Source organism: Rhodococcus sp. 15-2388-1-1a (assembly GCF_002259145.1).
Taxonomy (GTDB): domain Bacteria; phylum Actinomycetota; class Actinomycetes; order Mycobacteriales; family Mycobacteriaceae; genus Rhodococcoides.
The window spans coordinates 120389-144921 of the sequence record NZ_NPFP01000003.1 but is presented as its reverse complement, the minus strand read 5'-3'; the positions used below and the strand labels follow the sequence as shown (position 1 = coordinate 144921).

Here is a 24533-nt window from a genome sequence, read left to right as displayed (position 1 = left end):
AGCCATAGAAGAAAAGCGATGTAAACGACGAGCCACATCGTGCACCTTCTCTCGCTGCCACAGCATATAAGCCATCAACGGATGGTTCATTGATAACTGGCATGCTAGCAGGGTGCATGTCCGGTCGCATCGCGTGACCTGGGGAACCTCACGGCAGCACGCCCGGCTCGCTACCGCCGTTCGTTGTCCAACTGCACAACCGGATGCGACCGGGGGTACGCGAATGTCCGATGGACCACGGCGCTGTGCCGGTGATGAACTGAACGGGTCCTGTCACGCACTCGATGACGGGACCGAGCGCGAACGCGGTTGCAGCAGTTGATCGACAGAGACGGAGGCGTCGATGCGTAACTCGACCGAGGATGCGATGCTGCTCGATTTCGCGGCGCAATGGGAGCCGTACGGCGGTCCCGAGGCGTCCGAGATCTTTCTCCGGTTCGGCATCGGGCGCGGTGAATTCCGAGCCCGAGTCCACCGGGCACTGATACGTACCGGCGCTGTCGACATGGACATCAACGTCTATCGGAGCCTGCTGCGGTATGCGACCGGATGACGGCGAGATCGTCGTTCGCTCGGTCGTGATCCACAAGAGCTGCCCTGGCCAGTTCGACCAGGGTGTCGACGTACGGCGCGAAAGTGGCATCGGGCGAAGGTGCAAGTGCCCATTCCTGGGCAAAGATGTTGGCAGCACCGATAATTGCGAGAACGACCAGCCGATAGTCCCTGTCCGCCAGTTCCCCTCGGGCCGCCGCAGCCGATGCAAGTCCACCGAACATATCGACGATCACGTCTCGCTGGCGGGTTCGCCACAACTCGATATCGGTGCTGACGCCGACGACCTCGACGTAACAGACGCGAGCTGCTGTGCGGGTGTGGCACGTGACGTCGAGATACGCGCGAATCGCGGCTTCTATCGATGTCGTCACCGGTTGCGGGCCGGTCGCACCGATGGCATCACGCGCCGCGTCTTCGCCGCTGCGGTTCAGTGACGTGACGAGCAGCTTGAGCAACTCCGAGCGACTGCCGATCTCGCGATAGAAGTGTCGCGTCGAGACATTGGACTCGGAGCAGAGCATGCCTATCGTCGTCGCGGCGTATCCGTGGGTGCCGAACAGCGTCAGGGCTGCGTCCAACAGTCGGGTGACACGCTCGGATGCGCGCTCCTCCGCAGATCTGCCTGCATACTTCCTGTCGGACATGACGCGAGCTTACTGACCGGTGTTGTGGGCGGTCAGCTCGTCGAGCGCAGCCTGCACTTTTCTCGGGGAGCGCGCGCCGAGCTCGAGGCGTACGCCGCCGTGAGGGAACGTCGGTTGAAGTCCAGACCCGATCCCCTCGACGCGAGTAGGACGAGGGCGATGACTCCTGCGGCCCCGACCACCACAGGAGTCATCGGGTACTGGTTCCGGGCGCGATGGGGGTGCAGCCAACGGAGGGAGTGAAGTTCATGAGGGGTTCCTGTCTTCGGTATGCGTTGAAGACTGTCATTGACACCACCACTCGTCAATGGCACATTGTGTGATGTAAGTCGCGATCCGCTGCTTAGTCGGTCGACATTGCGATGGTGTTCGGCAAGACAGTGAGGCGTGGCGTGACGAAAAGCCCAGGTAGGTGGCCCGAGGTCGACGATACTGTCGACAACTTCAAGGACGTTCTCATCATCGGTGCCGGCATATCGGGCGTCGGCGCCGCATATCGCTTGCAGGAGATGGCTCCGGAGCTGAGCTACTCGATCCTCGAGGGCCGCGAGCGGGCAGGCGGTACCTGGGATCTGTTCAAATACCCCGGAATTCGGTCGGACAGCGACATCTTCACGTTCTCGTTCCCGCACACGCCGTGGCAGGGAGACACTCTGCTCGCGCACGGCGAAGACATCCGCAACTACATCGTCGATACCGCCTACGCCAACGGTATCGACGAGCACACGCATTTCTCGACCATGGTCACTGCGGCGAACTGGGATTCGTCGACGGACCTGTGGACGGTCGACGCGCTGACGAACGGTGTTCCCACTACCTACCGCAGTCGATTCGTGTTCCTGTGCACCGGCTACTTCGACTACTCGGGTGGGTACACCCCCGATCTTCCCGGGCTCGAGGAGTTCAGCGGGCAGGTGGTGCACCCCCAGCAGTGGCCGGAAGGGCTCGACCACACCGGCAAGAGGGTCGTCGTGATCGGAAGTGGCGCAACCGCAATCACATTGGTGCCCTCTCTGGCGGCCGACGCCGCGTCGGTGACGATGCTGCAGCGTTCACCCACCTACATCGCGTCACTACCGATGACCGATCCGTTCACCACGATCACCAAGCGCCTCCTGCCGGACTCGCTGGCGCACAGTGCATTGCGGTGGCGCAATGCACTGTTGATGGTCGGCTCGTACCAGTTGTGTCGACGGGCACCGAAGACGGCCCGCAGGGTGTTCCGGGCGATGACGAAGGCGCAGCTGCCGCGTGGATACGACGTCGACAAGCATTTCAAGCCGACCTACGCCCCGTGGGACCAGCGTCTGTGCGTCGTGCCGGACGGCGATCTCTTCAAGGCCATTCGTTCCGGTCGCGCGACGGTGGTGACCGACCGGATCTCCGGTGTTACCGCCGACGGTATTCGCGTGGAATCGGGAGAGGAGATTCCCGCCGACATCATCGTCACCGCAACGGGGTTGAAGCTCCAGGCCTTCGGCGGAATCGAGCTGTCCCTGGACGGAACGCGGTTCGAGGCGCACGACAAGTTCGTCTACAAGGGCCACATGCTCGAGGATGTGCCCAACGTTGCCTGGTGCATCGGGTACACGAATGCTTCGTGGACGCTCAAAGCCGACATGACGGCCCAGGCGGTAGCGAAACTGTTGGTGTACATGCGATCTCACGGATACACCCACGCGACCCCGGACCGTCAGGGCAAGGCCGTGGAATCTCGTCCGGTCGTCGATCTCGCCTCCGGCTACGTCACGCGGTCTCTGAACGAACTCCCCAAATCAGGGACGGAGCGCCCGTGGTCGGTACGCCAGAACTACATTCTCGACAGAATCGACGCGCGCTTCGACGATCTGACGGAATCGATGACGTTCGGCCGTGCGGCGCAACCGAAGGTGGCCGGATCGAACCCGTCGGGTATGGAGAACGTGTACCGCATCGAGTCGAGAAAGATTGGTATGCAGTGACTTCGGACATCGATGGGCTGACTCTGGCGCACACGATCCGGGGTGAGGGCCCGACGTTGGTACTCATCCACGGCATCGTGCACCGGCAACATGCGTGGGACAGTGTCGTCGAGACACTGGCACGGCACCGGCGAGTGGTGACGGTGGACCTGCCCGGCCACGGTGATTCGCCGGAGCTCCCCACCGAGGAGTTCGACCTCGGCCCGTGGATCGTCGCCGAGCTCGAGCGGTTCCTCGAGCACGTGGCGGTGGAAGGTGAGAAGCCACATGTGGCCGGGAATTCGTTGGGCGGATACTTCGCACTCGAACTCGCCGCCCGTGGGTCGGTCGCCTCGGCCACCGCGCTGTCTCCGGCCGGCTTCTTCCGCGGACACTGGGATCAGACACGTGCGCTGCTCGTGTTCCGATTGCTGCGCGCGTTGTCCCGAGCGATCAGTCCGATCGCACCGGCCGTGATGCGTTCGGTCGTCGGTCGCACGATCGCCAATGGCGTCTTCTACGCCAAGCCGTGGCGAGTTCCCGTGGCCACGGCCACCATCGACGCGCTCAGTATCACCACCAACCGCGCGATCGACGCGGCGGGTAACGCAGTGCCGCGCTTCAGCATTCCGGTTGACGAGTCCGTTCCTGTCACGGTCGCGTGGGGCCGTCGCGACTGGGTTCTGCCGGTGTATCAGGCACCGCTGGTGCGTCGAACATTTCCGCAGGCCGACGTGACGACGTACTCGGGGCTCGGGCACGTACCGATGTCGGACGATCCGGAACTGGTGGCGTCGATTCTGTTGAGGGGATCTCGAACCGTCTCGCAGTCGGCGTGAGCGTGCCGGAGAAGGTCGACGGGCGAAGTCTCCGGTGGCGCGATCACCGGATCACCCGGCGGCGTGAACTGCTCGACTGCACTCTGGCCGCGATTCGTCAGCAGGGGCACGACATCGGCATGGACGACATCGCCTCGGCGAACGGCGTCTCGAAAACCGTGCTGTACAAGCACTTCGCCGACAAGAAGGGCCTGGCGGACGCTGCGATGGCGCGATACGTCGAGACGGTGCTGGTGCCTGGTATCCAAGACGCGATGTCCGACGACCTCGACGAGTACCACCTCACCCGCGCAGTGATCTCCGCCTACGTCACGACTGTCGCCACCGATCCCGAGATCTACATCTACGTTCACGCCAACAACGCCGTCTCCGGCAACCGAGACGTCATCACCGCCGCGGAGGGACTGATCGCAGAATTGCTGGCCGGTGTCATCGCCGACAGATTTCGAGAGCGACAGTTCTCCACGGCCGGCTCGATGCCCATCGCCTTCGCGATGATCGGTGCCGTTCGGCTGGCGTCACACTGGTGGATCTTCGATCGGACCATGACGGTGGACGAGCTCGTCGACTACCTCACCATGATGGTGTGGGGTGGAATCGCGGGTATAGCGCGCGCCGCGGGATCCGCTGCGACGTTCACGTCGGCACCTCACTCGTTGACGCTGGAGAGCTGAGCGTCCTCGCCGTCGGTGATCTGTTTCAACTCGTCGCCGGTCGCGAATTGTGTTGCGCCGTTCACCTTCATTGCAGTCGGGGTAACTCGGCGAACGCAGTGAGGTCGGACATGACACGGCGGTCGATCTTGCCCGTGGTGGTGCGAGGGAGGTGGTCGACGAACACCACGTCGCGCGGAGCCTTGAAGCGGGCGAGTTCGGTTCGGATGTACGTTCGGACGGCCTCCGCAGTCAGAGTCGGATTCGATCGCACGATGACCGCAGACAAGCGCTGACCGAACTCGTCGTCGGGTACGCCTGTCACGGCCGCTTCTTCGATGTCGGGATGCGCGTACAACGTTGCTTCGATTTCGCCGGGAAACACGTTCTCGCCGCCGGAGACGATCATGTCGTCGTCCCTGCCGTCGACGAACAACAGCCCGCTCGAATTCCAATGCCCTACATCGCCGGTGGACATCAGGCCGTGTGCGAAGGCCTTGTTCCCACCGGACGAGTAGCCCTGGAACGAGATGGAGTTTCCGACGTGGATGGTGCCCCTGCGGTCAGGTTCGGACACCACGTCACCGTCGGCGTCGATCAACTTCACGACGATGCCGAGGGGTGGACGCCCCACGGTTCCAGGACCCGCCAGCCAATCTGCCGGAGTGGCGACAGTGGCCGTTCCGGTCTCGGTACAACCGTAGTAGTTGTAGATGACGGGGCCGAACTTCTCGATGGCGCGGTTGCCCAGACTCGGAGCGAGAGCTGCTCCTGAAGTGAAGATGACGCGCACGCTCGAGGTGTCGTGAGTGTCGATGTCGGGGGAGCGGAGAATGCGGTGCAGCATCGTCGGCACCAGGACGACGGCCTCACATCGGTGAGATTCGATCTGGCGCAGAGCCTTCGCGGCATCGAAACGCCCGTGAAGTACTACGGTGCATCCCAAATTGATGGCAATGATGAACTGAGACAAAGCAGTTCCATGGAAAAGGGGAGCGCACAGGAGAACAGTCTGACCGGTCTCCAGTGGCACTCTGTCGAGAAACTGCGCCGAAGCGAAAGGCGAGTCCACCTCACGCGGTGCGCCCTTGGGGGTTCCCGTCGTACCGCCGGTCAGCAGGACGAACTGCCCTTGGCGTGTGGGCAACGGTAGTGCAGTGTCCACCCCGCCCTGGTCGAGACCGTCGAGGGCGCTTCCGAGTCTGGTGATGTGCGGTGCCAGTTCGCCCGCGAGATCATCGAATTCCTCGTCGTTCACCACGGCAGAAACACGTTCTCGCACTGCAACATCCGCAAACTGCCGAGCGCTGAATCCGGTATTCATCAGCACCAGCCTGGCTCCGAGTTTGGCTGCCGCAATCATCGCGAGCACCAGACCGCGGTGATCACGGCACAGCACGGCAATGGTCGATTCTTCGCTCAGGCCACACGCATGCCAGTTGTGGGCGATGGCGTTGGTGGCACGGTCGACCTCCCGATAGGTCAACGGACCGGCATCGTCGATGATCGCGACCCGGTCTCCGTGCCACCTGGCTCCGGTGGTGATTCCACTGGCGATCGGTCCGAGAGTGCGCACTGCTCTGGACTTCTGCCGAACGCGCAGCGGACGCTTCAGATCGATGATTCCACTGCGCTGCATGACTGCGATCTGGCGAGCTCGCAGCACTGTGGACTCCAAGGCTGGGTATGTGGACATCGAAACGTGAGCCCCCTCGGTGTTTCCGTCGCATCGATGAGACGGGTGAATTCGGTGTGCCACCGATCTCACAGCAGCTCGAACCGTCCGCACAGTGACGATCCGACGATGCTGAACATCCACTGTTGTGCATAGTGCCAACGGGTGGAAGTGTGAACGGATGGACGACGATTCGGTGCCAGGTTCGGAGTCCGCAGTCAGCGAGCGCGTTGCGGCAGTCATCGGTTGGTACGCAAGCCAGGGCGGACCGTCGTATCGTCGTGTGCCCAGTGAGCTGGTGGCACACGAATTCTTCGACGGAATCGAGTTGAACGTCAAAGCACTGTTGGCGTTCATCGAGAGCGGAAAGATGCCGACCGCGCACGATCTTCGGCCGGTGACCGAACTCGCTATGGCGCGCTTGGCCAACGGGGCAAGTCTGCAGGAGGTGATCGGGTCCTACCAGGTGGTGTCCGCCGACCTCTGGCGTCGGTTCATCTCCGAATCCGACCCGTCCGAGCGCGAAGGCCTGCTCGAACTGATGCCGAAGGTCACCGACTACATCTTCAACGTCGTCACCCTCATCGCCACCGAAGCTGCGCACCGGTCGGCCGATCCTCGCTCCGAGGCACGCGAGCGGGACCGCGCGGCCGTCGATGCTCTGCTCGCCACCGGTGAGGCGACGGGGCCTTTCGAAATCGATCACCCGTGCTTCGTGATCGCCGTGTTCACGCTCGCAGGTTCACCGGGTGCCGGCTCGTCGGTCGCTGCACTCAAGTCCGGAATCGAATCGATTCCCGATGTGCGAATTCGACTCGACCTCAACGGATGGGTGGCGGTCCACTGGTCGGCGCAGGGACGCGAGGCTGCCACAGTCGATTTCAGGAACGCGGTCGAACTCGCGCACGACGCCGCGGCAGTGCGGTGCTGGGCAGGTATCGCAGCGTCGACCACCGCCCACGGCGTGCCCGACGCGTACCGCGTGGCGCGAGGCCTTTCCGGCGCGGCACACAAACTGGACAGACCCGAATTCGTCGCCGATCTGGCGCACCTGACCGTCGAATATCTGGGTGCCGCATCGGGGCCCGATCTGCCTGCCGTCGCAGAACTCGTGGAGCCACTGGCGAATGCAGATCCGATTTTCGAGCAGACTCTGCGAATCTTCCTGGACGAGAACTGCAACCAACTCGCCACGGCCCGTCGCATGCACGTGCACCGAAACTCGGTCACCTATCGGTTGGGCAAAGTGCAGGCATTGACCGGCTTGAATCCGATGGTGTTCAGCGAGGCATCGTCGCTGCACGCTGCACTCGTCGCCCGCGACATGATGTGAGTCTGTTGTCGAAGTGCACAACTGGGCACTGCCATTACTCATGCTTCGACTGTGGCCCCTCAGATCGGCTCGTGTTGCACTGGACGCACCGTCGCGCGTGGTAACTCGGGTAGTCGGCGTCGGGTGGAGCGATTGTCGGAGAGGATCTTCGATGGATATTTCAGGAACGACAGCAGTGGTGATAGGGGCGGCGTCGGGACTCGGTGCGGCGGTTGCTCGCCGGCTCGTCGACGGCGGAGCACAGGTGCTGGGGCTCGATGTGCCCTACTCGATCGAACGCGCCGGAGACCGCGTGCCCGAAGGCATCACCTTGGTCGCAGCAGACGTCACCAGTGAGGCGGAGGTGCAGGCGGCGCTGAGCGCGCTGACCGGTTCTGCCCCTCCGCTACGGGTGGTGGTCAATTGTGCGGGAGTGGGGTGGGCCGGTCGCATCGTGTCGAAGAACGGGCCCCACGATCTCGAGATATTTCGCACGGTGATGACGGTCAATCTGCTCGGGACCTTCAACGTCATGCGGCTGACAGCGGATCGGATGCAGTCACTCGACCCCGTGAACGACGACGGACAGCGAGGACTGATCGTCAACACTGCCTCGGTCGCTGCATTCGAGGGACAGGTAGGTCAGATCGCGTACGCCGCATCCAAGGGCGGCATCCATGCAATGACCGTCGTGGCGGCACGTGATCTGGCGCAGTTCGGTATTCGTGTCAACACCATCGCTCCCGGCACCGTCGACACACCGATGCTCGCGAGTATGGACGCCGGTTATCGAGCCGCGTTGGAGGCAAGCGTGCCGTTCCCCTCACGACTGGGGCGACCGGAAGAGTTCGCACAGCTGGTGCAGATGTTGGTCGAGCACGACTACATCAACGGGGAAACGACTCGAATGGACGGTGCGATCCGAATGGCACCCAGGTGAGGGCGGTCAGTCGGGCAGCGTGATGTTTCGCGCGAGGGCGGCGGCCGCGACCTCGTTGGGCAGTATGTTTCGGAAGAGGAAGAGATCTCGGCCCAGTATCCAGTCGGGAGCCAGTGTGGCCGAGTATCTTTCGAAGTAGCCCAGTTGTTTGCCGAACAAGACCAACTCTTCCGGCGTCGCGACGCCCCAGCGCCTACCGGTCTCGACGAGCGACCCCACCAGCCTGCTCAGATCCAGTCGGCCGGCACCTCGGCCGAGAACCGGCTCGAACAGCTTTCGCAACTGGAGGCCGATCAGTTTGTCGCCCAACGTCGTTCCCTCGGTGATGCCCAGCATGCGGATGCGTCGCGCAGCCTCGGTGTAATTACCGTCGAACAGAGATGCACGGAACATTTCGCGCAACACGTCGCGCCACTCTTCGGGCAGCTCGCCGACGATCCCGAAGTCGAGGAACCCGACCCGTCCGTCGTCCAGCTCCCACAGATTGCCCGCGTGCACATCTCCGTGGAACGGCCCGTGCAGCACAACGGCTTCCAGCCAGACCTTCACGCCCCGACGAAGCTGTAGCTCCGAGTCGACCGTGGCCGGATCGTCCGACATGATGCGGCCGACCGGAGTGCCGCGAACTCGCTCCATACAGATCACCCGAGGTCCGCAATGGCTCCAGAAGATCTCCGGAACCATCACGTGGGAATTGTCCCCGAACACGTACAGATTGTCGCGAAAACGTTCCTGGCGCAGCGCTTCTGCTGCGCTGTTGAGTTCCTGGGCCGTCAGGTCGTTGAGATCGCGGACGACGGCCGTCGCATTCGTTATACGGAAGAACTCGAAGAATCTCTCCAGCAACGCGGCTCCGGTGTATGCGACCCGGAGATCGACCCGCATGCGACGTCGAATCTCCGGCCGTTGCACCTTCACCACCGCCTCGCGGCCGTCGGGTAGCACGCAGGCGTGTACCTGCGCCACAGATGCAGCCGAGAGGGGCACGTCGTCGAACGACCGAAACAGCTCAGCAATGCTGCCGCCCAGGTCGCGCTCGACCGCGCGGCGAGCCTTGTGCGCCGGGACGGGTGGGACACCGTCGAGCAGTCGTAGACATGCATCGGCCAGAACCGGGGGAAACACGCCGGGCGACGAGGCCATGAACTGGCCCAGTTTGACGAACGTCGGCCCCAGCGCCTCGAACCCCTTCACCAGACCTTCGGCGAGAGCAACCGTGAAGCGACGGCGTTTGGAGAGCCAGGACACCGGCCATCGGATGACGGCTATCGCAGCGGCAGCAACGAGGACCACGGTGATCCAGGCGGCGCGGCCCAACTCCTCGAGTCCGAAATGCGTGAGGTCCGGGTATTCGATGTCGAGGGCTTCGGGAGGCGGGCCGTCCGAGTACGGCCCCGGGGAGAACGCGTCGCCCGAACTACTGCGCGGAGCTGGGATTGGCGACGTCACTGGTCAACCACCTACCGTCTTCCTGCTTTTCGAGCGTCATGACCACTGCATTCACCGCCTGACGCGGTTCGGTGACCGTGGCGTTCGATGCCGTCTGATCGATGATCACCAACACTTCCACCCGGTCGACGGCCGTGGACTTCGCAGCGATGTCGAGGACCTGCGCCGTCGATGTGGCACCGGCCTCCACCAGAGTCGCCTGCAAATCGCTGCTGGTCTCGGTAAACGTATCAGCCAATGACCCAGTGGCACCAGATAATACGTCGTCGACGTAGGTGTCGAACGTATCTGCACTGTAGGTGAACAAGGTGATCGCGAAGGTCCGAGCGGTATCGACGGCCTCGGCGCGGGAGGTGTCGAGCGAGCGTCGGTGTTCGAGCTGGTACGCGAAGACACCCGCACAGGCGATCGCGGCGATCAACGCCAGCGCCAGAGCAGACACCACTGCCGACGGCCGCCGACGTGCGCGAGCCTGCACCGCGGGCTCCTCGGGGGTCTCGTCCAGTTTTTCGTCGGGTATCGGGTCGTCGGTTCTCAGGTCGGTCATGTGTACTCCTTCGTTGGGAAGACGGTCGAGGGGTCGGTCAGCCGCCAGTCCGCTCCTGCCCGGTAGCGCCGGCGGGGGGACCGCCGGTGTCGTCGCCTGGTGGGCGAGGAACGTTCTGCGCGCCCCGAACCTGCAGCCCCGGGTCGATGCTGTTGCAGTACATGTACTTCAGCGGCGGAGTCATCGCGGCGATGGACGGCGAGACAGTGGGGTTGAGGTAGTCGCAGGTGGGTCTCGGATACGGGTCGGCGACGACATTGAGCTGGTTGTCGTGGCCGGCGAGTCCGAACGCGCCTGCGCCGGCCGACATCGCCGGGAACAGGGCCGCGATCGCGGGTGTGTGCAGGCGAGCGGCCCTGGCGATGCGGGCGAGGTTCTTCAGAAGATCCCCGCCGGCATCGCGATTCTCCCCGATGACCGCCTTGGCGGAATCGAGTCGAGCAGGGGTGTCGTCGAGCAGAGCGCGTATCTCGGCGTCCGACGCAGACAACTGCTCTGCCAACGCCGTGCCGCCGATCGAGAGTCGGGTCAGATCGGGTTCGATGTCGCCGACGGTCTGCAGCAGCGTCCGACCGGTGCGAATCAGGGTGATCGTTTCGGGAAGAACGGAATCCAGACCGGTGAGCAGTGCGCCGCCGCCGTCGATGATCGCTTGCAGTTCCGCGGGCCCACCCGCCGTCGCAGCATCGAGCTCGTCGATGATCGAGGACAGCTGCGCCGGGTCGATCTGGCTCACCAGATCGGTGACACTCACGAGCATCGTGGCGAAGGGGACCGGGGTGTCCGTTCGATCCTGTTCGACCACGTCGCCGTCGGCCAGGTACGGAGCATCGTCGGAATCGGGGCGGAAGTCGATGTACTGCTCGCCCGCAGCGGACAGCGCTGCCACCACGACGGTGCCGTCGGCCGGAACGCGGTGCCCGGCCGAGATGTCCAGTTGCGCTTCGACACCGTCGACGGTGATGTCGACAGCAGCTACTCGCCCGATTCGTTGCCCGCGCACGGAGACATCTCCGTTCGCCTGCACCCCACCGGATCCGTGGAGCCGCACGGTGACGCGGTAGTCGTCCGAGAGCGGATCGATGCGCAGCGCTCCGACGGTCAGGTATGCCGCCCCCACGAGAAGGACGAGCGCGAGTGCTGTGTTCGAGACGAGTACAGGATGTCGAGTCACCCAGTGGCGCAGTGTCATCGGCCGGCCCCCGTGTCGTCGGGAGACGGGGTGCCGGTGGGGGTCGGCAGTTCGACGGTCGGCGCGGGAGTGAGTCCCTGTCCGGTCACCCGACCGTACACACGGTTCAACGTGTCGGTGAGGCTGCCGACGAAGTCCTCGCCGTCCTGGGCCCCCGGCCAATGGCTCTCCGGATCGTCCAGCGCAGCCAGGCTCAGCCAGGAGAGCCGAACATAGATCGCGACGGAATTACCCTTGGTGTTCGAGGCCAGTTTCGGTGCGAGCTGCTCGAGTTGCTTCATGGCCACGTCGAGGTCGTCGCCGATCGCAGCGACCGACGAGAGCGTCTGCTCGGTGCCGACCAACAGATCACGCAGCGCCGGACCTGTTTCGTCGGTGAAGGTTGCGAGCTTGCCTGCCGCACCTCCGGCGGCGGCGATGACGTCGGTGATGCCTTTGCTGTTGTCGGCCAGCGTCTGGGTGAGTTCGGGTAGCTGCTGTGCGATCGCGTCTATCGCATCGGTTCTGGCACCGAGAATCGAACTGAGCTCCTGCGTTCGGTCCAGCATCGAATCGATGCGATCGGTGCGCTCGTTCAGGTCCGTCACCGTGGCGGTGAGCTCGGTGAGAATGTTCGACGCGTCGGCGCTCCGACCGTCGATCGCCGTGTCCAGTTCTGCGATGATGGTCTGCAGTCTGCTGACCCCACCGCCGTTGACGACGAGCGATGCCGAGGCGAGCAGTTCCTCGACACTGGCACCCGCGGAGGTGGAGGTGATATCGATGGTCGAATCGGGTTGCAGCCGAGGGGTATCGGGTCCTGAGCCGGGCGAAGAGAGAGAGACGAAGACATCTCCCAGCGGAGTCGCCTGTCGCAGTTCGGCCCGTACGTCGCTCGGAAGGTTCACGCCCGACCGAATGGCCATCTGTACCCGCGCCGTGTAGTTCTCGGCGTCGATCTCCTGGACCTGACCGATGTCGACCCCGCCGAGTTTGACCTTCGCCTGCTGAGGCAGGTTGAGTGCATCGGTGAAAACGGCGTCGATGCGGTACGAGTCGGCGCCGACCCCTGGGCTCGGCAGAGGCAGGTCCTCGAGGGTGGTACTGCAGCCGGCGAGAACCGCCGTCGCCGAGATCGCTGCGATCCGCATCGTCCAGTACTTCACGGCTGACTCAGCCCCAGCAGCGCGGCCGAGATGCCGAAGTCCGGTCCGAAGTCGTACACGCGGCCGGTACGGCAGCCCTCCGACTTCGACTGGATTCGCTGGCAGAACTCGTTGACCAGTTCGGTATCGAACAGCGTTCTGTCGGTGAGGAAGTGGACGCGCAGAGCTCTGGAGACCGGATCGGTGGCGTTCTCGAGATTGCGGAACAGCGTCGGTGCCGTGTCGATCGTCTCCGACAGTTCACGACTGTGATCGGTCAGCCCCGCGACCGTGGTCTCCAAGTTGGCGAACAGCGCCGGGAAAGAGTCTCGGTTCGCGTCGATCAGGCCCGTCAGTCGACTCGTCAGCCGATTGATCTGTGTGACGGTATCTCCGAGCGCGGCCGACTGATCACCTGCTTCACCGATCACCTGCGCCATGTCCGTCGAGAAACCACGAATCTGCGTATCGTTCTCTGCCGCAACGCGGGTCAGCTCGCTGACCGAGGTGATCAGGCGGGTCAAGGAGTCCTTGTTGTCCACCCCGACCGCCAACGCTGCGGACAGATCGTCGAGAGTGGACCGGATCTTGGCCCCGTTTCCCGTCAATCCCTCGTTCGTCACCGCCAGTAGATCTGCGATCGGCCGATTGCCGTCGCTGCTGTCCGCGAGAGCGGCCGACAGCTCGGTGACGGCGTCGAGCACCCTGTCGATCTCGACGGGTACGTGCGTTCGGGAGAGGGGCACATGCGCCCCGTCCTCGAGAACCGGCCCGTCTCCCGAATACGGTGGCGTCAACTCGACATGCCGATCGGTCACCACCGACGTCGAGATGGTCGCCACGTCCAGATCGGCTGGTAGCTGCACCGATTCGTCGACCGTCATACTGATGCGTACGTGCGAACCCTGCGCCTCGATACTGTCCACTGTTCCGACCGACATGCCCAACACCGCAACCTCGTTTCCCTCGTACAGTCCGGCCGCGTTCTCCAGATCGGCGGTGATGGTGATGGTCGAACCGGTCGCCGAGGAGAGCGGTCGAGGCATGCCGCAGCCGGTGCTCGTCAGCAGCACAGCCGACGCGCATACGGCCGCGGCGACCCGAATCCCGGCTCTCATCGGCAACCCTGAACCACGTGGGCCGAGCACAACCAGTTGTCCGGCAGCAACGACCACGGAGTGGCGATGTCGACGTAGGGACCGTTGCCGAAGGCGTTCGTCATCTGCCGCACGGTGACCGGCAGACTTTCGTACACCCGCCGCAGCGTGTCGTCGTTGTTGACCAGACCCTGACTCAGCGCAGTCAATTGCCCGATCAACGGGTCTATCGCAGCACGGTTCTCGGCGAACACGGTGTCGAGCTGGGCGGTGAGCGCATCGGTCGAGGCAAGCAAGTTCGCCACCGCGCCCCGCTGCGCGGCGATGGTGTTTGCGAGAGCCGCACCTTGGCCCAGCATCGACATCAGGGCGGCACTGTTGTCCGACAATCGCGCCGTCACCCGATCTGCATCGTCGAGCAGCGCCGCTATCTGATCCTCTCGATCGGCGATCACCCTCGACAGGGCCGAGATGCTGTCCAGTGCCTGACCGGTCAGTTCGGGAGTGCCTTCGAGTTGATCGGCGACCGTGGTCAGTGACTCGCGCATCGTTCTCGCATCGATCTGCTCGATCACCGGTGTACCGGTCTGGATCGCCTTCTGCAGATCGAAGGGAACTGTGCTGTGCGACAGCTCGATCGGACGATCACCCAGCGGGGCGTCGCCGTCCGGTGTGAGTGAGACGTAGCGCGACCCCAGAATGGTGGACAATTTGATCTCGGCTTTCGTCTCGGAACCCAACTCGACGGAGTCGTCCACATCGAGCACGACGTGAACGTGATCGCCTGCCAGCGCGAGAGAATCGACCTTCCCGGCGGAGACTCCGGCGATGCGGACGTCGTCACCGCTCCGCAGCCCGGCGGACTGAGCGAAGAGAACGTCGACGGTCCGATCGCCGATGCCTGCATGCTGATAGCCGAGCACTGCACCGAAGATCAGGACGATTGCCACGCATCCGGCGATACCGCGCCAGAAGTCACGGGGCATCGCCCGGGTCGAGGCCCGAACGCGGGCCGATAGCGACGTCATTCGAGGCAGACCTCCGACTGTGCGGTGCCGCCGACTCGACTGAAAACACCTGGTGGGAAAAGAAGTCCGGCGAAACTGACGTCCAGATTGCAGACGTACATGTTGATGAAGCTTCCGTTCTCGGTGATGCGCGAGAACGACGAGAGCACCGAGGGCAGCATCCCGATGGACGTGCTCAGTTGCGCGCCGTCGCGGTTCACCAGATCGGTGGTCGCACCGAGTCGATCGATGGTGCCCGAGAGCGTCGGCCGTACGTCGTCCACCATCTCGGCGACGGGACCGGCGGAATCTCCGATCGTGCGCACCGCGGTGGCCAGAGGTTCTGCTTGCGCATTGAGATCGGTCATCAATCTCTGCGTGGATTCGATGAGAGCCGTCGTATCGTCACCGCGATCGGCCACCTCGGCCAGTACCTCGCCCAGGTTGGCTACGATCAGACCGAGTATTTCGTCCTTCTCCGCGAATTCTGCTGCCAGCGAGGCGCTTTGCACCACCAGAGTGCTGATCGAGACGCCGTCTCCCTGCAGGGTGGCAACGATGGACTCGGACAACGAATTGACCTGCTGGGGGTCGAGCACGCTGAACAGTGGTTGGAAGCCGTTGAGGAGAGCGGAGACGTCGAACGACGGCTCGGTGCGCTCGATCCCGATGGTTGCACCCGGCTCGACCGTACCGGTGGATTGCCCGATGGTGTCGAGGGCGAGGTAGCGCTGACCGATCAGATTCTGGTACTTGATCGAGATCGTAGTGTTCTCGTACACGGTCTGGCCGCGCTCGAGGACGAATTGCGCTCGTGCGGTGTTTCCGTCGAGCGACACATCCTCCACTTTGCCCACGCGCACGCCGGCGATCCGGACGTCGTCGCCGCTCTGTAGGCCTGATGCATCCTCGAAAAGCGCAGCGTACGTCTCGGTTTCACCTGCCACCGAACGGCCGAGGGTGGTCCAGATCAGCGTGGTCACCGCGATGGCCAAGACCATGAAGATGCCGAATCCGATGAGGGGCCTGCGAATCGACGTCATGGTGCACCGACCCGATCGGCGTTGTCGATCGCGATGGTCTGCCCGCGCAGCAGCGGCCCGAGGAGAATGATCGAGGTGGGATCGGCCGGCCTACCGAGCACATCGCCGATTGCGGCCTTCTCCTCGTCGCTGCCGACGGATCCGATGTTGCCCGGCGAGTACGAGATCCCCTCCGCCGGAACACTCGTGCCGCCCAGCGCGTCGCCGACCGAGGCTCGCGACGGCGGTGCAGTGGAGCAGCTGGCTCCGGCCATGTCGCCGTAGCGGGGGCAGTCTTCCCGGGTGTACGGAGTGAATGGGGTGGCGGTGATGTCGATCGACCAGATCAGTCGCCCGTTGGGGCCGGTGAAGGCGCGGTTGAAGCCTTCCAACGTTCGGCCGAACTCCCGCACACCGGCAGGAAGGTCGTCTCCATTGACGGCCAGAGCCCCCATGACCGGGTCCAGGTCTCGAACCAACGAAATCGCCCCGGACAGGTTGGGTGCCAGCGCCGCGTCGAGACTCGACGTGGAACCGGCCGCGCTGGTCAGGAATTGCGTCAGCTGATCGCGCTTCTCCGCAATGGTCGCCGCGGGAATCAGCGAACTTTCCAAGGTGTCCAACAACAGCGGTGCCGTTCTGCTCAGGCTGCCGATCGAGGTGTCGAGCAGGTCGATATCGGAAGTGAGATCCGGCATTTCGGCTCGGAGTGTGGTCAGGTACTCACTGGCTGTCGAGATGGTGGAGCCGATCGATTCACCGCGGCCGTCCAGAGCGTCGGCGAGCGTGGACAGCACCGAACTCGACTTCTCGGGGTCGACTGCGGTCAGCACGTTGCGCAGACTCGTCATCGCGGTCTGCAGTTCCAGCGTTTCCTGTGAGGCGTCGCCAGGAATGGTTGCGCCCGCCTCGATGCTCCGTCCGCCGCCGGTGTCCACCAGTTCGATCGAGGAAACGGCGAAGATGTTGCTGGGCACGACCCGTGCGGTGACGGTGTCCGGGATCGTCTCGGCGCGTGCGGGATTCAACCGAATTTCCACGGTGCTGTTGCCGGTGGGATCGCTGTCCACCCCGGCAACCGCGCCGACCAGAACTCCGCGGAACTTGACGTCCGCATTCTGCGGCAGACCGTCTCCGAGTGTGGACATCGACGCGACGACGTCGACGGTGTTGCGCCAGACACCCGTGTAGCGCGCCAGCAGAAGCCCTGCGATGGTGCTGAACAGCAGGAACACGCACAGGCCCCGGATCACGAGCGCGGACATCGACGGTGCGCGCCCTCCCACATCGAACATCCGGGCCCCTATCCCGAGATCCTGATGCCGGGATCGGATCCCCACATCGCAAGGGTCATCAACGTATTGACGAAGATGACGACGATGATGCTGGTGCGAATCGCCTTGCCTGCCGCCACCCCGACTCCTTCGGGGCCGCCGGACGCGTAATACCCGTAGTAGCACTGGATTATCGTCGTGAGAAGAACGAAGACAACAGCTTTGGTCACCGAGTACAGGACGTCCTGGACGGACAGGAACGAATGGAAGTAGTGCAGGTACGTGCCCGCGGATTGGCCGCTCTGCACCCCGACCACGATTTGAGCCGTGAGGTAGCTCGCGCTCAGTCCGAGAACGTACAGCGGCAGAATTGCGATGACGGCGGCCATCATTCGGGTGCTGACCAGATACGCCAAGGGGTCGATCGCGAGTGACTCGAGCGCGTCGATCTCCTCACCGATTCGCATCGAACCCAGTTGCGCGGTGAAGCGACAACCGGCCTGGGCGGCGAACCCGATGGCAGCGATCAGAGGAGCAAGTTCTCGGGTGGTGCCGAACGCGGACACTGCCCCGGTCAACGGGCCCATGCCCAGAAGATTCAGCGCGGTGTAGCCCTCGATGCCGACGGTGGCTCCGGCGAAGGCTCCGAGGAGAACGATCACTCCGATGGTGCCGCCACCGACGACGATGGCACCGTTTCCCCAGCTCACGTCCGAGAGCAGACGCCACAGCTCGGGCCGGTACCGCCGCACCGTGTAGGGCATCGATCCCACGGATCGGCTCAGGAAGGTCGCCTGGTGGCCCAACGTGGCCAGGGCGCGCGTCGGTGCGGCGACCGCGGCGTTCGCCGCGCCGACGAGGGGGCGTAGCAGCGGCGGTGTGTAGCGAGTTGCCATGTCAGATCAACCGAGCCGGGAACACGATGGTGTAGAGCTGGGTGAACAGGACGTTGACAGCGAAGAGCAGGATCACCGAACTGACCACGGCCGCGTTGACCGAGTTGGCCACACCACCGGGTCCACCGCGAGTGGTCAACCCCTTGTCGCAGGCCACTATTGCCACGATCGCGCCGAAGACGACGGACTTGATCAGAGCCAGCACCAGATCACCGATGGTGGCGAAGGCCGCGAAAGTACCCAGATAGCTACCCGGTGTACCGGACTGAACGAACACGTTGAACATGTAGCCGGTGATGAATCCGACGAAGCAGACGCTGCCGCAGAGCAACACACTGACCAGCATCGCGGCGGCCAATCGTGGCACGACGAGTCGTTGCAGCGGCGAGATGGCCATGACTTCCATCGCGTCGATCTCGTCTCTGATCGTGCGAGAACCCAGGTCCGCGCACACCGCCGACCCGACCGCCCCGGCCATCAGCAGCGCGGTCACCAACGGCGCGCCCTGACGGATGATGCCGAGACCGTTCGCGGCACCGGCGAACGAGGTGGCACCGACCTGGCCTGCGATGGCACCGACCTGAACCGACACGATGACTCCGAAGGGGATCGCGACCAGCAAGGTCGGGATGACCGATGTGCTTGCCATGAACGCACATTGGCGGATGAATTCGGAGAAGGGAAACGTCCGGTGGACGATGTCCGAGGTCAGTGATCTCCCGGCCCTGACACCCATCCCCATCTGGCGGCCGAAAGTGGAGATCGCGACAACGGGGTGCTGCCGAAGGTAATTCGAGGCCATCCGGCCCATCGCGTTGGGCATCAGCGGTCGAACACCGCGCGGACCGTCTGGGACTCGGGCACGGACTGACATGCCAATCGCACCCCGTGTTCCATCTCGTGCTCGTCGAGCGTCTCGTTCGCGAGCATCGTCACGGTGCCTTCGGTGAGCGTGTAGGCGCAGCCGCCGCAGGTTCCTTCACGGCAGACGTACGGCGCGTCGAGACCGAGTTCGAGGAGGCGGTCGAGAAGTTTGGTGCCTGCACTCCAGGCGAACTCGGTCTCGGTCCCGTCGATCTCGACCCGAGCGGTGACGGAGTTCGCATCCGATTCCTGAGCAGTTGCGGTCCTGTCGTCCCGAAACGGGTTGGAGTCGAAGGAGGAAAAGACCTCTCGATGTGTTCTACGTGCGACCGTGCCGGTGCGGGCGAGCCACTCCTCGGCGACGTTCATGTACTGCGGGGGACCGCACAGGAAGGCCTCGCAGTCGGCCGGAACGGTCGCGCCCGTCGAGGCCAGTCCTGCAGCGGTGGGCAACCCCGATTCCGAGGCGTACCAGTGGTGCACCTCGAGTCGTTCGGGAAAGCGAGACTGCAGTTCGGTCAGTTGCTCCCCGAAGATCACCGAGTCGCGGTTCTGATTGGCATAGACGAGGGTGATCCGGTTGTCGTGCCGCAACAGGGCGGTCTTGATGATCGACATCATCGGGGTGATTCCGCTGCCTGCGGCCAGAAGGACGAAGTCGACGTCCCAGTTCTCGGGTCCGAACATGCCCGACGGCTTCAATGCCTTGAGCCGCATCCCGCGAACAGCATTGTCGTGCAACCAGTGTGACGCTACCCCGTCCTGGATTCGCTTCACGGTCACGGTGGGGTACGGGTCGCGTACCGGGGAGCTGGAGAAGGAATAGCAGCGGGCAACCGAGCCGCCGTCGGTGCACGGAATCTCGAGGGTGAGAAATTGCCCGGGCTCGTACCGAAAGTGCGGTTCCCGGTGCGCGGGAACCGCAAAGCCGAGGGAGATCGCATCCTCGGTTTCGTGGGTCACCTCGGCGATCTCCAACTCGAAGATTCTGTCCTCGTGACCGACGGCAGACGCATCGAGGTCTGCCGGTGCTGCGTTCCCGAACATCGTCACGTACTCCCTCCTTCCGGCTGGCTTCGTTGTGTCGGTCGTCACTCTTGCACACTGGACCACTAATTAATAGGCCATTGACAAATGGCGAATAGCCAGTGAAGGTGACGAGGTGACTTCCACCACAAACTACGACTACCTGCCTCGCGGTGCCTTCGCGGCGGGTTCCCGACGAACTCGGCTGGCTGCCTTGATGACTCGGCTGACTCTGCGTCCGATCACCAACCTGCTTCCGACGTCCCGAGGCGGCATAGAGTTCTCCCGACGCCTCGTCGCCACCTCGATGAACCTCTTCGGTCCCGTTCCGAAGGGAACGAGAGTGGACCTCGTCGCCGACGGCCCGGTGCGCGGGGAATGGGTACGCGCGCCCGGACTGGCCCCGGGACCCCGGGTGATTCTCTACATCCACGGCAGTGCATACGTCATCTGTTCGGCACGGACCCATCGTGGCCTGACCGCGCGATTGTCCAGCTCGACCGGCCTGCCCGTGTTCACGGTCGACTACCGGTTGGCCCCGGAACACCCGTTTCCCGCCGCCGCCGACGACCTCGAAGCCGCCTACCGCTGGCTACTCGGCCAGGGGTACGACGCGGCGAACATCGTCATCGCCGGGGACTCCGCCGGCGGTCACCTCGCCGCCGACCTGCTCATCGAGAACGACCGGACCGGAACGCCGCAGCCCGGCGCGATGGTGTTGTTCTCGCCGCTGGTGGATCTCGACTTCGAGCTCTCGGCGCGGATGGAGCGCACGCGCAAGGATCCGATGATCTCGGCGAAGGCAGCGCGAGGACTCGTGGCGCTCTACACGGACGGTCACGACTCGAGCTTCCCGCGGTTACGGCTCGATCTCGCCCGCATGCGCGATCTGCCACCCGCGCTCATCCAGGTGGGCGGAACCGAGATGCTGCGAGGCGATGCGCGGCACCTGCACACGATGATCGAGGCGGCAGGCGGACGAAGCGAACTCGAGATCTGGCCCGACCAGATGCACGTGTTCCAAGCTCTCCCGCGGCTGATCCCCGAGGCCGCTCACGCGCTCGAGCATGCAGCCGAGTTCATCGCCCACACACTCGACAACCAAGTAGTGCAACATGATTCGAAGGAACAGGTAGGTCGATGAGAAGCAAGACCGGAAAACCCTCGTACGGGTCGAGAGCGGTAGTGACCGGCGCAGGCAGCGGCATCGGCCGGGCCTTCGCCCTCGAGCTGGCTCGACGCGGAGGAGCCGTCATGTGCGCCGATATCTCGTTGCCGCGCGCACAGGAGACGGTAGCGATGGTGAACGCCCTCGGTGCCACCGGATACGCCGTCGAGTGCGATGTGTCGGTACGCGAGAACGTCGAGGAACTGGCGCTTCGTGCCGGCGTCGAATTCGACGGACCCACCACGGTGCTCATCAACAACGCAGGCGTCGGAATCGGCGGAAAGCCCGTCGGAGACATCGGTTTCGAAGACTGGAACTGGGCTCTGGGGATCAACCTGTGGGGCGTGATCCACGGCTGCGAGGTGTTCACGCCTGCGCTGCGGGCAGCCGGTGAGGGCGGAATCATCAACGTCGCCTCCGCCGCAGGCTTTGCCGCCGCGCCGCTGATGGGTCCCTACAACGTGGGCAAATCCGCGGTGATGTCGCTGTCGGAGACGATGGCAGCGGAATTGTCGGGTACCGGTGTGCGGATATCGGTTCTGTGCCCCACGTTCGTCAAGACCAACGTTGCCGTCGACGGCCGGATCACCGCGAGTTCGTCACGGCTGGCCGAGTTCGCGATGCGCTGGACCGGACGCTCACCGGACAAGATCGCTGCCCGAACACTCGATGCCTTCGACAAGGGTCGGCTCTACGTCGTTCCCCAGTTCGACGCCAAGGCCGTCTGGCGATTCAAGAGACTGCTGCCCGCGGTGTACGTGCGTTTTCTCGGGTTGCTCAATCGTGTGATGCCCGCCGAGCAGGAGCCGGCGAAGAACGAATCCCTCACCTCGACAACCACAGGAGCCTGACATGGCAATGGATTTCGAAGACATGTTGACCAAGATCAAGGACCGTCAATGGGCGCTGGCCGATATCGACTGGGACGGTCCGGGTGCGGAGACCATCAGTCCGGAACTGCACGCCAAGCTCAAGCCCTTCATGTCCGATCTGATGTGGATCGAGAACGTCGGCGCTCGGGGCTTCGCGGCCATGGCGCTCAAGGCCCCGAACGAGACGCTGGCAGAGATCTACCGCTATTTCCACGCCGAAGAGCAGAAGCACGCCAATGCCGAGCTCGCTCTCATGCGACGCTGGGGCATGCTCGACGGTGACGAGATGCCCGAGCCCAACATCAACGTCAAGCTCGTCATCGACTGGCTCGACAAGCACTCGGACGGGCTGTCTCTGGCCGTGCTGGGAACCGTGATTCCCATGCTCGAGGTCGCGCTGGACGGTGCATTGGTCAAGTTCATCATGGACGAGATCGACGATCCGGTGTGTCAGGCAGTCTTCAAGAAGATCAACTCCGACGAATCACGGCATTTGGCAGTCGATTTCGCCGTGATCGAGCTTCTCGGGCATTCGCGGATGCGCAAGATTCTGGTCGACACCGTCGGTGCATGGATGAACCCGGCCCTCATCGTCGGCACGCTGCGGTACATCCCGCTGCTGAACAAGATGCGCGACAACATCGTCGAGATGGGCGTCGACGAGGAGCGCCTGTACACCGCGATGAAGCGATTCCGCAGTGTCGGGCAGCGTAGCCCCGAGGCACTGCGTGTGCCGATGTACCGAATAGTGCAGTGGCACGGCAGCATCGTCATCAATCGCAAGCACCCGTATCACCTCCTGGCGGACGGCCTGGTGAAGCTCACTCGCCGGTACCCGAGCAAGACTCTCAATTCCGAGCCGACCTGGGCCAAGGAACTGACCTACGAGCCCGTCGCATGAGCGAGCTCGATGCGCGCGAAGGTGTCCTCGACGCGGTGATCGTCGGTGCGGGCTTCGCCGGAATAGGTTCCGCTATCCGACTGCGCAACAAAGGTATCGACAACTTCGCCATCCTCGAACGCGGTAGTGCGGTCGGGGGGACCTGGCGCGACAACACCTATCCGGGCGCAGCCTGCGACATCCCGTCCAGGTTGTACTCGTACAGTTTCGCGCCGAATCCGAACTGGTCGCACACCTACTCCGGTAGCGGTGAGATTCTCGACTACATCCACACCATGGTGGACGAGTTCGACATCGAGTCGCGTATTCGATTCGGGCACAATGTGGTCGACATCATCTGGAACGAGGCGGCCGGGCATTGGCACCTGAGCATCGACGGGCACCCCGATGTTCGAGCGCGCACGGTGGTGATGGCGTCGGGGCCGCTCGCCAATGCCAGCCTGCCGAACATCCGGGGCATCGACACCTACGAGGGGCACAAGATCCACAGTGCTCGGTGGGATCACGACTACGACTTCGAGGGTAAGAAGATCGCCGTGGTCGGAACCGGGGCGAGCGCGGTGCAGATCGTTCCGGAACTGGTGAAGATCGCCGACACGGTGAAGGTGTTCCAGCGCACGCCCGGTTGGACGCTGCCGAGAGTGAACCGAAAGACACAGGGCGGCACCAAGCGTCGATACGCTCGGTACCCGCAGGCTCAGACCATCGCGCGTTCGCTGTGGTTCTGGGGCCACGAGTCCGTCGCCCTCGGTGTCGTCTGGAAGACCCCGCTGACCCGCATCGTCGAACTGGTCGGTCGCGCCCATCTGCGGCGTCAGGTTCGCGATCCATGGCTGCGGCGTCAGCTGACTCCGCGGTTCAGGGCCGGCTGCAAGCGACTGTTGATGACCAGCGATTACTACCCGGCATTGCAGAAGCCGAACTGCACGCTGGTCACATGGCCGATCGCAACGCTCTCGCCCAAGGGCATTCGCACCGTGGAAGGCATCGAGCATCAGTTCGACGCCATCGTGTTCGCCACCGGATTCGACGTGTCCAACACCGGGACGCCGATCCCGATCACCGGGCGCGACGGTCGGGTGCTGGCCGACGAGTGGAGCGCAGGGGCCAAGGCGTACAAGAGCATCGCTGTGTCGGGCTATCCGAACATGTACTTCACCTTCGGCCCGAACTCCGGACCGGGGCACAGCTCTGCCCTGGTGTACATGGAGGCCCAGATCGACTACCTCGTCGAGGCGATCTCCCTGGTTCTCGACGGCAATCTGCACAGCGCCGACGTGCGCCAGGACGTTCAGGATGCGTACAACGAGGAGATGCAGCGCAAGCTGGCCAAGACGACCTGGAATTCGGGTTGCAGCAGTTGGTATCTCACCGAGGACGGCTTCAACGCAACCATGTTCCCCGGTTTCGCCACCCAGTACGTCAACCAGCTCAGAGGCGTCGAGCAGGGCGATTTCACGATGGTCCCGCGCCGCGTCGAACGGCCGCGGGAACCGCTACGGGCCGTCGCCCACTCCTGATACTCGAGAAAGAAGC

Annotated in this window: 23 protein-coding genes; 10 read left to right on the top strand and 13 right to left on the bottom strand. The window is 63.7% G+C overall.

Annotation, left to right across the window (positions count from 1 at the left end; all coding sequences use genetic code 11):
* The first annotated feature begins 343 nt into the window (after positions 1-343).
* On the top strand, positions 344-553 hold the full coding sequence (locus CH302_RS02475; protein ID WP_037193981.1) for a hypothetical protein: 210 nt from the start codon (positions 344-346) through the stop codon (positions 551-553).
* Here CH302_RS02475 and CH302_RS02470 read toward each other — a convergent pair.
* Positions 513-1199, bottom strand: a complete 687-nt coding sequence (locus tag CH302_RS02470; RefSeq protein WP_052047948.1) for a TetR/AcrR family transcriptional regulator — start codon at positions 1197-1199, stop codon at positions 513-515. The two genes, CH302_RS02475 and CH302_RS02470, sit on opposite strands and share 41 nt — an antisense overlap.
* A gap of 362 nt (positions 1200-1561) precedes the next feature.
* Here CH302_RS02470 and CH302_RS02465 point away from each other — a divergent pair, with 362 nt between their 5' ends.
* Genes CH302_RS02465 through CH302_RS02455 form a run of 3 tightly spaced genes read left to right on the top strand, consistent with a single transcriptional unit; the run spans position 1562 to position 4652 of the window.
* Positions 1562-3160: a flavin-containing monooxygenase gene (locus CH302_RS02465; RefSeq protein ID WP_052047949.1), complete on the top strand. Its 1599-nt coding sequence runs from the start codon at positions 1562-1564 to the stop codon at positions 3158-3160.
* Complete coding sequence (locus tag CH302_RS02460) at positions 3157-3978, top strand: alpha/beta fold hydrolase (protein ID WP_230596391.1); 822 nt, start codon at positions 3157-3159, stop codon at positions 3976-3978. Before CH302_RS02465 ends, CH302_RS02460 begins: the two co-directional genes overlap by 4 nt.
* Positions 3975-4652, top strand: coding sequence for a TetR/AcrR family transcriptional regulator (locus tag CH302_RS02455; protein WP_082323782.1), 678 nt, complete (start codon positions 3975-3977; stop codon positions 4650-4652). The genes CH302_RS02460 and CH302_RS02455 overlap by 4 nt, the downstream gene beginning before the upstream one ends.
* 67 nt (positions 4653-4719) lie before the next feature.
* On the opposite strand, the gene CH302_RS02450 is transcribed toward CH302_RS02455, so the two are convergent.
* On the bottom strand, positions 4720-6327 hold the full coding sequence (locus CH302_RS02450) for an AMP-binding protein (protein ID WP_037193982.1): 1608 nt from the start codon (positions 6325-6327) through the stop codon (positions 4720-4722).
* A 160-nt stretch (positions 6328-6487) separates the two neighbouring features.
* Between CH302_RS02450 and CH302_RS02445 the strand changes: the two genes are divergently transcribed.
* Positions 6488-7639 carry a PucR family transcriptional regulator gene (locus CH302_RS02445; RefSeq protein ID WP_037193984.1) on the top strand — a complete coding sequence of 384 codons (1152 nt, stop codon included), beginning with the start codon at positions 6488-6490 and terminating at the stop codon, positions 7637-7639.
* A gap of 151 nt (positions 7640-7790) precedes the next feature.
* The gene (locus CH302_RS02440) at positions 7791-8558 is read left to right on the top strand and encodes an SDR family NAD(P)-dependent oxidoreductase (RefSeq protein ID WP_094649879.1); all 768 of its coding nucleotides are present in this window, start codon (positions 7791-7793) and stop codon (positions 8556-8558) included.
* A 6-nt stretch (positions 8559-8564) separates the two neighbouring features.
* Here the strand turns inward: CH302_RS02440 and CH302_RS02435 are convergent, their stop codons facing one another.
* The 11 genes from CH302_RS02435 to CH302_RS02385 form a co-directional block, all read right to left on the bottom strand.
* Positions 8565-9914, bottom strand: a complete 1350-nt coding sequence (locus tag CH302_RS02435; protein ID WP_037194210.1) for an ABC1 kinase family protein — start codon at positions 9912-9914, stop codon at positions 8565-8567.
* Between the two features lie 61 nt (positions 9915-9975).
* Complete coding sequence (locus tag CH302_RS02430; RefSeq protein ID WP_037193988.1) at positions 9976-10554, bottom strand: hypothetical protein; 579 nt, start codon at positions 10552-10554, stop codon at positions 9976-9978.
* 37 nt (positions 10555-10591) lie between these two features.
* Positions 10592-11746 (bottom strand): MlaD family protein, encoded by a 1155-nt coding sequence (locus CH302_RS02425; RefSeq protein WP_037193990.1) that lies wholly within the window; start codon positions 11744-11746, stop codon positions 10592-10594.
* Positions 11743-12876 carry an MCE family protein gene (locus tag CH302_RS02420; protein ID WP_141216588.1) on the bottom strand — a complete coding sequence of 378 codons (1134 nt, stop codon included), beginning with the start codon at positions 12874-12876 and terminating at the stop codon, positions 11743-11745. Before CH302_RS02420 ends, CH302_RS02425 begins: the two co-directional genes overlap by 4 nt.
* Positions 12877-12887: 11 nt before the next feature.
* Positions 12888-13988 carry an MCE family protein gene (locus CH302_RS02415; RefSeq protein ID WP_037193992.1) on the bottom strand — a complete coding sequence of 367 codons (1101 nt, stop codon included), beginning with the start codon at positions 13986-13988 and terminating at the stop codon, positions 12888-12890.
* Positions 13985-14995, bottom strand: a complete 1011-nt coding sequence (locus CH302_RS02410) for an MCE family protein (RefSeq protein WP_082323783.1) — start codon at positions 14993-14995, stop codon at positions 13985-13987. The genes CH302_RS02415 and CH302_RS02410 overlap by 4 nt, the downstream gene beginning before the upstream one ends.
* On the bottom strand, positions 14992-16017 hold the full coding sequence (locus CH302_RS02405; protein WP_037193996.1) for an MCE family protein: 1026 nt from the start codon (positions 16015-16017) through the stop codon (positions 14992-14994). Before CH302_RS02405 ends, CH302_RS02410 begins: the two co-directional genes overlap by 4 nt.
* On the bottom strand, positions 16014-17291 hold the full coding sequence (locus CH302_RS02400; RefSeq protein WP_052047951.1) for an MCE family protein: 1278 nt from the start codon (positions 17289-17291) through the stop codon (positions 16014-16016). Before CH302_RS02400 ends, CH302_RS02405 begins: the two co-directional genes overlap by 4 nt.
* An 8-nt stretch (positions 17292-17299) precedes the next feature.
* Positions 17300-18166: an MlaE family ABC transporter permease gene (locus tag CH302_RS02395; RefSeq protein ID WP_037193998.1), complete on the bottom strand. Its 867-nt coding sequence runs from the start codon at positions 18164-18166 to the stop codon at positions 17300-17302.
* 1 nt (position 18167) lies between these two features.
* Positions 18168-18989: an MlaE family ABC transporter permease gene (locus CH302_RS02390; RefSeq protein WP_094632810.1), complete on the bottom strand. Its 822-nt coding sequence runs from the start codon at positions 18987-18989 to the stop codon at positions 18168-18170.
* Positions 18989-20077 carry a ferredoxin--NADP reductase gene (locus tag CH302_RS02385; protein ID WP_052047973.1) on the bottom strand — a complete coding sequence of 363 codons (1089 nt, stop codon included), beginning with the start codon at positions 20075-20077 and terminating at the stop codon, positions 18989-18991. Before CH302_RS02385 ends, CH302_RS02390 begins: the two co-directional genes overlap by 1 nt.
* 115 nt (positions 20078-20192) lie before the next feature.
* On the opposite strand from CH302_RS02385, the gene CH302_RS02380 reads away from it, so the two are divergent.
* Genes CH302_RS02380 through CH302_RS02365 form a run of 4 tightly spaced genes read left to right on the top strand, consistent with a single transcriptional unit; the run spans position 20193 to position 24517 of the window.
* Complete coding sequence (locus CH302_RS02380) at positions 20193-21200, top strand: alpha/beta hydrolase (RefSeq protein ID WP_329955319.1); 1008 nt, start codon at positions 20193-20195, stop codon at positions 21198-21200.
* On the top strand, positions 21197-22075 hold the full coding sequence (locus CH302_RS02375) for an SDR family NAD(P)-dependent oxidoreductase (RefSeq protein ID WP_037194001.1): 879 nt from the start codon (positions 21197-21199) through the stop codon (positions 22073-22075). Before CH302_RS02380 ends, CH302_RS02375 begins: the two co-directional genes overlap by 4 nt.
* A gap of 1 nt (position 22076) precedes the next feature.
* On the top strand, positions 22077-22997 hold the full coding sequence (locus CH302_RS02370; protein WP_037194003.1) for a hypothetical protein: 921 nt from the start codon (positions 22077-22079) through the stop codon (positions 22995-22997).
* On the top strand, positions 22994-24517 hold the full coding sequence (locus CH302_RS02365) for a flavin-containing monooxygenase (RefSeq protein WP_037194004.1): 1524 nt from the start codon (positions 22994-22996) through the stop codon (positions 24515-24517). The genes CH302_RS02370 and CH302_RS02365 overlap by 4 nt, the downstream gene beginning before the upstream one ends.
* Positions 24518-24533 lie beyond the last annotated feature (16 nt).

What these genes read in the sequence shown, in the direction of transcription:
- CH302_RS02370 (WP_037194003.1), top strand. Translation starts at nt 22,077, where the DNA reads ATGGCAATGGATTTCGAAGACATGTTGACCAAGATCAAGGACCGTCAA.
- CH302_RS02445 (WP_037193984.1), top strand. Translation starts at nt 6,488, where the DNA reads ATGGACGACGATTCGGTGCCAGGTTCGGAGTCCGCAGTCAGCGAGCGC.
- CH302_RS02385 (WP_052047973.1), bottom strand. Translation starts at nt 20,077, where the DNA reads ATGTTCGGGAACGCAGCACCGGCAGACCTCGATGCGTCTGCCGTCGGT.
- CH302_RS02410 (WP_082323783.1), bottom strand. Translation starts at nt 14,995, where the DNA reads ATGACGTCGCTATCGGCCCGCGTTCGGGCCTCGACCCGGGCGATGCCC.
- CH302_RS02470 (WP_052047948.1), bottom strand. Translation starts at nt 1,199, where the DNA reads ATGTCCGACAGGAAGTATGCAGGCAGATCTGCGGAGGAGCGCGCATCC.
- CH302_RS02405 (WP_037193996.1), bottom strand. Translation starts at nt 16,017, where the DNA reads ATGACGTCGATTCGCAGGCCCCTCATCGGATTCGGCATCTTCATGGTC.
- CH302_RS02375 (WP_037194001.1), top strand. Translation starts at nt 21,197, where the DNA reads ATGAGAAGCAAGACCGGAAAACCCTCGTACGGGTCGAGAGCGGTAGTG.
- CH302_RS02365 (WP_037194004.1), top strand. Translation starts at nt 22,994, where the DNA reads ATGAGCGAGCTCGATGCGCGCGAAGGTGTCCTCGACGCGGTGATCGTC.
- CH302_RS02395 (WP_037193998.1), bottom strand. Translation starts at nt 18,166, where the DNA reads ATGGCAACTCGCTACACACCGCCGCTGCTACGCCCCCTCGTCGGCGCG.
- CH302_RS02415 (WP_037193992.1), bottom strand. Translation starts at nt 13,988, where the DNA reads ATGAGAGCCGGGATTCGGGTCGCCGCGGCCGTATGCGCGTCGGCTGTG.
- CH302_RS02430 (WP_037193988.1), bottom strand. Translation starts at nt 10,554, where the DNA reads ATGACCGACCTGAGAACCGACGACCCGATACCCGACGAAAAACTGGAC.
- CH302_RS02475 (WP_037193981.1), top strand. Translation starts at nt 344, where the DNA reads ATGCGTAACTCGACCGAGGATGCGATGCTGCTCGATTTCGCGGCGCAA.
- CH302_RS02420 (WP_141216588.1), bottom strand. Translation starts at nt 12,876, where the DNA reads ATGCGGATCGCAGCGATCTCGGCGACGGCGGTTCTCGCCGGCTGCAGT.
- CH302_RS02400 (WP_052047951.1), bottom strand. Translation starts at nt 17,291, where the DNA reads ATGTTCGATGTGGGAGGGCGCGCACCGTCGATGTCCGCGCTCGTGATC.
- CH302_RS02440 (WP_094649879.1), top strand. Translation starts at nt 7,791, where the DNA reads ATGGATATTTCAGGAACGACAGCAGTGGTGATAGGGGCGGCGTCGGGA.
- CH302_RS02465 (WP_052047949.1), top strand. Translation starts at nt 1,562, where the DNA reads ATGGTGTTCGGCAAGACAGTGAGGCGTGGCGTGACGAAAAGCCCAGGT.
- CH302_RS02425 (WP_037193990.1), bottom strand. Translation starts at nt 11,746, where the DNA reads ATGACACTGCGCCACTGGGTGACTCGACATCCTGTACTCGTCTCGAAC.
- CH302_RS02390 (WP_094632810.1), bottom strand. Translation starts at nt 18,989, where the DNA reads ATGCCCAACGCGATGGGCCGGATGGCCTCGAATTACCTTCGGCAGCAC.
- CH302_RS02450 (WP_037193982.1), bottom strand. Translation starts at nt 6,327, where the DNA reads ATGTCCACATACCCAGCCTTGGAGTCCACAGTGCTGCGAGCTCGCCAG.